The sequence below is a fragment of the Streptomyces sp. SPB074 genome, assembly GCF_000154905.1.
Classification (GTDB): domain Bacteria; phylum Actinomycetota; class Actinomycetes; order Streptomycetales; family Streptomycetaceae; genus Streptomyces.
In genome coordinates this window covers 6,290,036-6,295,515 of sequence record NZ_GG770539.1, presented here as the reverse complement: position 1 = coordinate 6,295,515, position 5,480 = coordinate 6,290,036, and the positions used below count along the sequence as shown (strand labels likewise).

Genomic DNA, 5,480 nt, shown 5'->3' with positions numbered 1-5,480 from the left:
AAAAAAAAAAAAAAAAAAAAGGAAATAAAAAAGCGCGGGCGCGAGGGTGCGTGCGGGCCCGGGGCGGCCTGGCGGCCGGGCGGACCCGCACGCACCGACCGGGTCTACTTGGTCCACTTCCACATGGCCGGGTGGAAGTTGGCGAGGGAGTCCTGCGCGAAGCCGCCCGGGCCCGACTTGACCACGGAGATCTGGTAGTCGGGCTCGGGGAGCCAGATCACCGGGAGGTCCTTGGCGAGTGCGGCGCTGTACTTCTGCACAGCCTCGTCGGAGGAGGAGGTGGTGGTCGCGGTCACGAGCTTGTCGACCGCGGGGTTGGAGTAGCTGCCGAAGTTGGAGCCGCCGCCGGTGGCGAAGAGGGAGTCGCCACTCGGGTAGGCGGGGAAGTACCAGCTGCCGGCGCTGCCGAAGAAGGACAGCTGCCACTTGCAGGAGGAGTCACCGGGCTTGCACTGGCCGGCCAGCGAGAGGACGGAGTTGACGGGCGCGGTCTTGATGTCGAACTTGATGCCGGTCTTCGCGAAGGAGGACTGGAGCGCGCTCGTCATGTTGTCGGTGACGGTGGAGCCGGCTGCGAGAGGACCTGCATCCGGAACTTGGTGCCCTTGTCGACGCCCTTGCCGCACTGGTCCTGGCCCGTGCCGGGGTCCGTGCAGACGAGGGTGCCGCCCTGCTCGGTCCAGCCGTGGGCGGTGAGGAGCTTCTTCGCCTTGGCGGTGTCGAAGGGGTACGAGTTGTTCTTCTGCTCCGGGGAGACGAACGTCGAGGTCTGGCCCTGCGGGACGGGCCCGTAGGTCTGGACGGCGGTGCCGTTGTAGACGACCTTGGACAGGCTCGCCTGGTCCACGGACATCTGGATCGCCTGGCGGGCGTACAGCTGCTTGAACACCGGTCCCAGGGACGGGTTGTTGAAGTTGTATGGCATGTACGTGATCGCCCGTGCCGGAGCGGAGCGCGTTCACCTCGGCGTCGGTCGTGGTGAAGGGCAGCAGGTTGACGTTCTTGATGTTGGCCTTGCCGCCACCGTCGTACTTGGGGTTGGCGGCGAGCTGGACCTTGCCCGCGGTCGTGAACGTCTTGATGGTGTTGGGGCCGCTGACGGTCTTCCAGAGCGGGTCGCTCGCGTAGCCCGAGATCTTCTTGGCCGCGCCGTTGAGGTACGACCAGACCTTCTTGGCGCCCGCGGTGTCCCGGTCCTGGTCGGAGACGGTGCCCGCGTCGCTGGTCTTGTCCCACACGTGCTGCGGCATGGGGCGGATCATGCTCAACTCGTTGGCGAGCATCCACTGCTGGTTGTACGCCTTGTCGAAGGTGAGGGTGAAGTGCGTGTCGTCGACGGTCTTGAAGGAGGTCCAGTTGTCGGGGGCCTTGCCCGGGCTGTAGCTCGCCCAGTCCTCCTTGTCGGCCTTGACGAGGTTGTACCAGAACTCCACGTCGCGGGAGGTGACGGCTTCCCGTCGCTCCAGTGCCGGTCGCCGAGGGTGATCGTCACGCTCTTGCTGTCGGCGGCGAACTTCGCGTCGGTGGCGAGCGAGTTGTCCTTGTGCCAGCCGACCTTGCCCGTGGAGCCGTCGTACGCGACGAGCGGTTCCCACAGGGACTGGGATATGGACGAGTTGTTCGTGTTGAGGTGCGAGGCGGTGCCGACCAAGAGAATCCAGTTCGGCGTGAAGTTCGCGGGCAGCGCGTAGTTGATGGTGTCCGAGGACGACGAGCCGGACGAAGAGGTTCCGCCGCCGGAACACCCGGTGAGCAGTGCGCCGGTGGTGACGGCGGCTCCCGCGACCAGGGCCCAGCGGCGACCGGCCGCCATGCGAGCAAGGGACATGACTCTCCTCAGGTGAAAGGACCCGCATTCGTCCCGGGCGGACCAGGCCCGCGCCGCGGGGTCGGCGCTGTAGGCGACAGTCAACGACGGACCCGCCGAACAAACAAACAAGAATTAGCAAAAAGTAAGTAACTGCGATTTCGAAAAAAGTCCCACGCAGGCGGACGCGGTTGCCCTTCGTGGGCTTATGGGCGGATTCGTTCCGCCTTCGTCTCACCCAACAACGCGTCAACTTTCTCCACGGAGTTGTTCCCCGCGCCCGGCGCGGGCGTACTGTCTCCGTCACACCCACCATTGCGAAAGTTACTTCGTACATGACTGAAATAAGTGCACGGGACCGCAAGGCCGCGAAGGGCGCGGCGGCCAAGGGCGCGCCCGCCCTCGCGGCGCGGGTCCTCGAACTCGTCGCCTCGGGTCAGGCGACGTCCCGCGCCGAGCTCGCCGCCCTCCTCGGCGCGGCCCCCTCCACCATCTCCCTCACCGTGGCCCAGCTCGTGGAGCGCGGACTGGTCGCGGAGGAGGGCACCCAGTCCTCCACCGGGGGCCGTCCGCGCAAGGTCCTGCGCGTGGGCGGCAACGACGAGTACGCGGTCGCCGCCGACGTCGGCGGCAGGCACGCCAGGATCGGCGTCGTGCTCCCCGGCGGCGGCCTGCGCGAGGTCGCGAACGTCCCGTTCGAGATCGACGACGGCCCGGAGACGGCCCTGCCGAGACTCGCCGAGCACCTGGAGGCGCTGGCGGCGGCGCGCGGCCACGCGCGGCTGCGCGGGGTCGGCCTCTCGCTGCCCGGTCCGGTGGACGCGGCGGCCGGAGCCGTCGTGCTGCCCTCGCGGATGCCGGGCTGGAACCGCTTCCCGGTGGCCGACTGGCTGGAGGAGCGCTTCGGGGTCACGGCCGTGGTCGACAACGACGCCAACTGCATGGCCGTCGGCGAGCAGAGCGTCCGGCCCGCCGGGCACCGGCAGTCGATCATGGTGAAGATCGGCTCCGCGATCGGCGCCGGCGTCATCGCCGACGGCCGCCTCTACCGGGGCGCGACCGGCGCGGCCGGGGACATCACGCACATCCGCGTGGACGCGGGCGGCGCGGACGTCCCCTGCTCCTGCGGCAACACCGGCTGCCTGGAGACGGTCGCCTCGGGCGCCGCCCTGGTCCGCATCCTGCGCGAGCGCGGTCTCGACGTCACGAGCACCGAGGACGTCGTACGGCTCGCGGGCGACGCCGACCCGGAGGCGACCCGCGCGGTCCGCCGGGCGGGCGACCACCTCGGCCAGGTACTCGCCGCGAACGTCAACTTCTTCAACCCCGACGCCGTCTACCTCGGCGGCATCCTCTCCACCCTCGAACCCTTCGTCGCCGCCGTGCGCGGACAGCTCTACGAGAGCTGCCACCCGCTCGTCACCGAACACCTCACCATCGAGCGGGCCTCGCTCGGCGCGGACGCCGGGCTCGTCGGCGCTGGGCTCTTCGCCCTCCAGCGCGCCCTGGCCCGCGCGCTCGGCGAGGCGGGGGGCCCCGCCTCCCTGCCGACCGTGCCGTCACCGGTCAGGAGCTGAGCGCGGCCCGTCCATCCCCCCTTTACCGACCCGCCCCACGAGGAGCCATGTCCCAGCACAGCACCGCCCGCACCGCCCTCGACCGCCCGGTCATCGCCGTCGCCGGGCTCGGCATCGAATCCTCCACCTTCTCCGCCGCGCGGACCGAGGCGCCCGCCTTCCACCCCGCGCGCGCACCGCGATATTCGACCGGTACCCCTTCCTCGCCCCCGGCGCCCCGCTGCGCGAGGCCGCCGAGTGGCACGGTGCCCTGGTCGGCAAGTCCCTGCCCGGCGGGACCGTCACGGCCGCCGCCTGGCAGGCCCTCACCGACGAGCTCATCGAGCGCCTCGCCGCGCTGCCCGCGCTCGACGGCCTCTGGTACGACATCCACGGCGCGATGACCGTCGAGGGCGTGGACGACGCCGAGGCGGTCCTCCTGGAGCGCATCCGGGCGACCGTGGGTCCCGACGTGATCGTCTCGACCTCGATGGACCTGCACGGCAACGTCTCGCGCGCCCTCGTCCACCGCAGCGACCTGATCACCTGCTACCGCATGGCCCCGCACGAGGACCACATGGAGACCAAGGAGCGCGCGGTGCGCAACCTGGTGGAGCTCCTGCGGACCGGGGCGCCTCGCCCCGTCAAGGCGCGGGTCCCCGTCCCCGTGCTGCTGGCGGGCGAGCAGACCTCGACCCGTATCGAGCCCGCGAAGAGCGTGTACGCGGCGGTGGACGAGGTCGAGGCCGTCGCGGGTGTGACGGACGCGGCGATCTGGGTCGGTTACGCCTGGGCCGACGAGCCCCGCAACCGGGCCGTCGTGGTCGTCACCGGTGAGGACACCGAGGCGGTCTCGCGCGGCGCCGAGCGCCTGGCCCGGGGCTTCTGGGACGCGCGCGCCGACTTCGACTTCGTCGCGCCGACCGGCACGTACGACGCGCTCCTGGACGAGGCGCTGGCCTCCGAGCGGAAGCCGTACTTCATCAGCGACACGGGCGACAACCCGACGGCGGGCGGCGCGGGCGACGTGACCTGGGGCCTCACCCGGCTCCTGGAGCGGCCCGAGTTCCGGAAGGAGGACGGGCCGACGGTGATCTACGCCTCCGTCCCCGGCCCCGAGGCGGTCGCGACCGCCGTCGCCGCCGGGGTCGGCGCGACCGTCACCGTCACGGCGGGCGCCGCCGTGGACGACCGGCACGCGGGCCCCGTCACGCTGACCGGTGTCGTCCACGCCGTCCGGCACGGCGACCGCGACGCCGAGACCGAGGTCGTCGTCCAGGTCGGCAGCGTGTACGCGATCCTCACGAAGCTCCGCAAGCCGTACCACCACGAGCAGGACTTCACCGGCCTGTCCCTGGACCCGCGCTCCGCCGACATCGTGATCGTCAAGCTCGGGTACCTGGAGCCGGAACTCTTCGACATGTCGAACGCCTGGAAGATGGCCCTCACGCCCGGCGGCGTCGACCAGGACCTCGTCCGGCTCGGTCACCACCGCATCAACCGCCCGATGTTCCCCTTCGACCGCGACATGGCCGACCCGGATCTCTCGGCCCGCGTCATCGCCGCCTCGGACCAGCCCCTCACCGGGACCGAGGAGTGAGGGACCACGCCCGGGGTCCCGCGCTGGAGATCGCCGTCACCTCGGCGGCGGGCGCCCGCGTCGCCCGCGCGCACGGCGCGGACCGCGTCGAGCTGTGCACGGGGCTGGAGCTGGGCGGCCTGCCCCCCCGGCCGCCCTGGTCGAGGCCGTCGCCGGGGCCGGGCCTCCCGCGCAGGTCCTGGTGCGTTGCCGGCCCGGCGACTTCGTGTACGACGCCGAGGGGATCGCGCTCATGGCCGCCGAGGTGCGCTCCGTGATCGCCTCGGGGGCGCGGGGCGTGGTGATCGGCGGGCTCACGCCGCACGGCACGCTCGACACCGGGGCGGTCGCCCGGCTCCGGGACGCCGCGCACGAGGCGGACCCGGCGGCGGAGGTGACGCTGCACCGCGCGATCGACGCGACGGCGGACCCGGTCGCGGCGGCCGGGCTGCTGCCCGCACTCGGTCTCACCCGTGTCCTCACCTCGGGCGGGACCCCCGCCGCCGGTCAGGGAGCGGGCAGGCTCGCCGCGATGGTC

The 5,480-nt window shown here is 71.4% G+C and carries 1 protein-coding gene and 3 pseudogenes; 3 read left to right on the top strand and 1 reads right to left on the bottom strand.

All coding sequences use genetic code 11. The annotated features are described in order from the left end of the window. Positions 1–104 precede the first annotated feature (104 nt). Positions 105–1,813: pseudogene (locus tag SSBG_RS26860) on the bottom strand (peptide ABC transporter substrate-binding protein). 329 nt (positions 1,814–2,142) lie between these two features. Between SSBG_RS26860 and SSBG_RS26855 the strand changes: the two are divergent. The 3 genes and pseudogenes from SSBG_RS26855 to SSBG_RS26845 all read left to right on the top strand — a co-directional run. Continuing rightward, positions 2,143–3,384: an ROK family protein gene (locus tag SSBG_RS26855; RefSeq protein WP_008749203.1), complete on the top strand. Its 1,242-nt coding sequence runs from the start codon at positions 2,143–2,145 to the stop codon at positions 3,382–3,384. 47 nt (positions 3,385–3,431) lie between these two features. Beyond that, a pseudogene (locus tag SSBG_RS26850) lies at positions 3,432–4,963 on the top strand (M81 family metallopeptidase). Next, a pseudogene (locus SSBG_RS26845) lies at positions 4,960–5,480 on the top strand (copper homeostasis protein CutC); the annotation flags it as partial. The pseudogenes SSBG_RS26850 and SSBG_RS26845, both read left to right, overlap by 4 nt.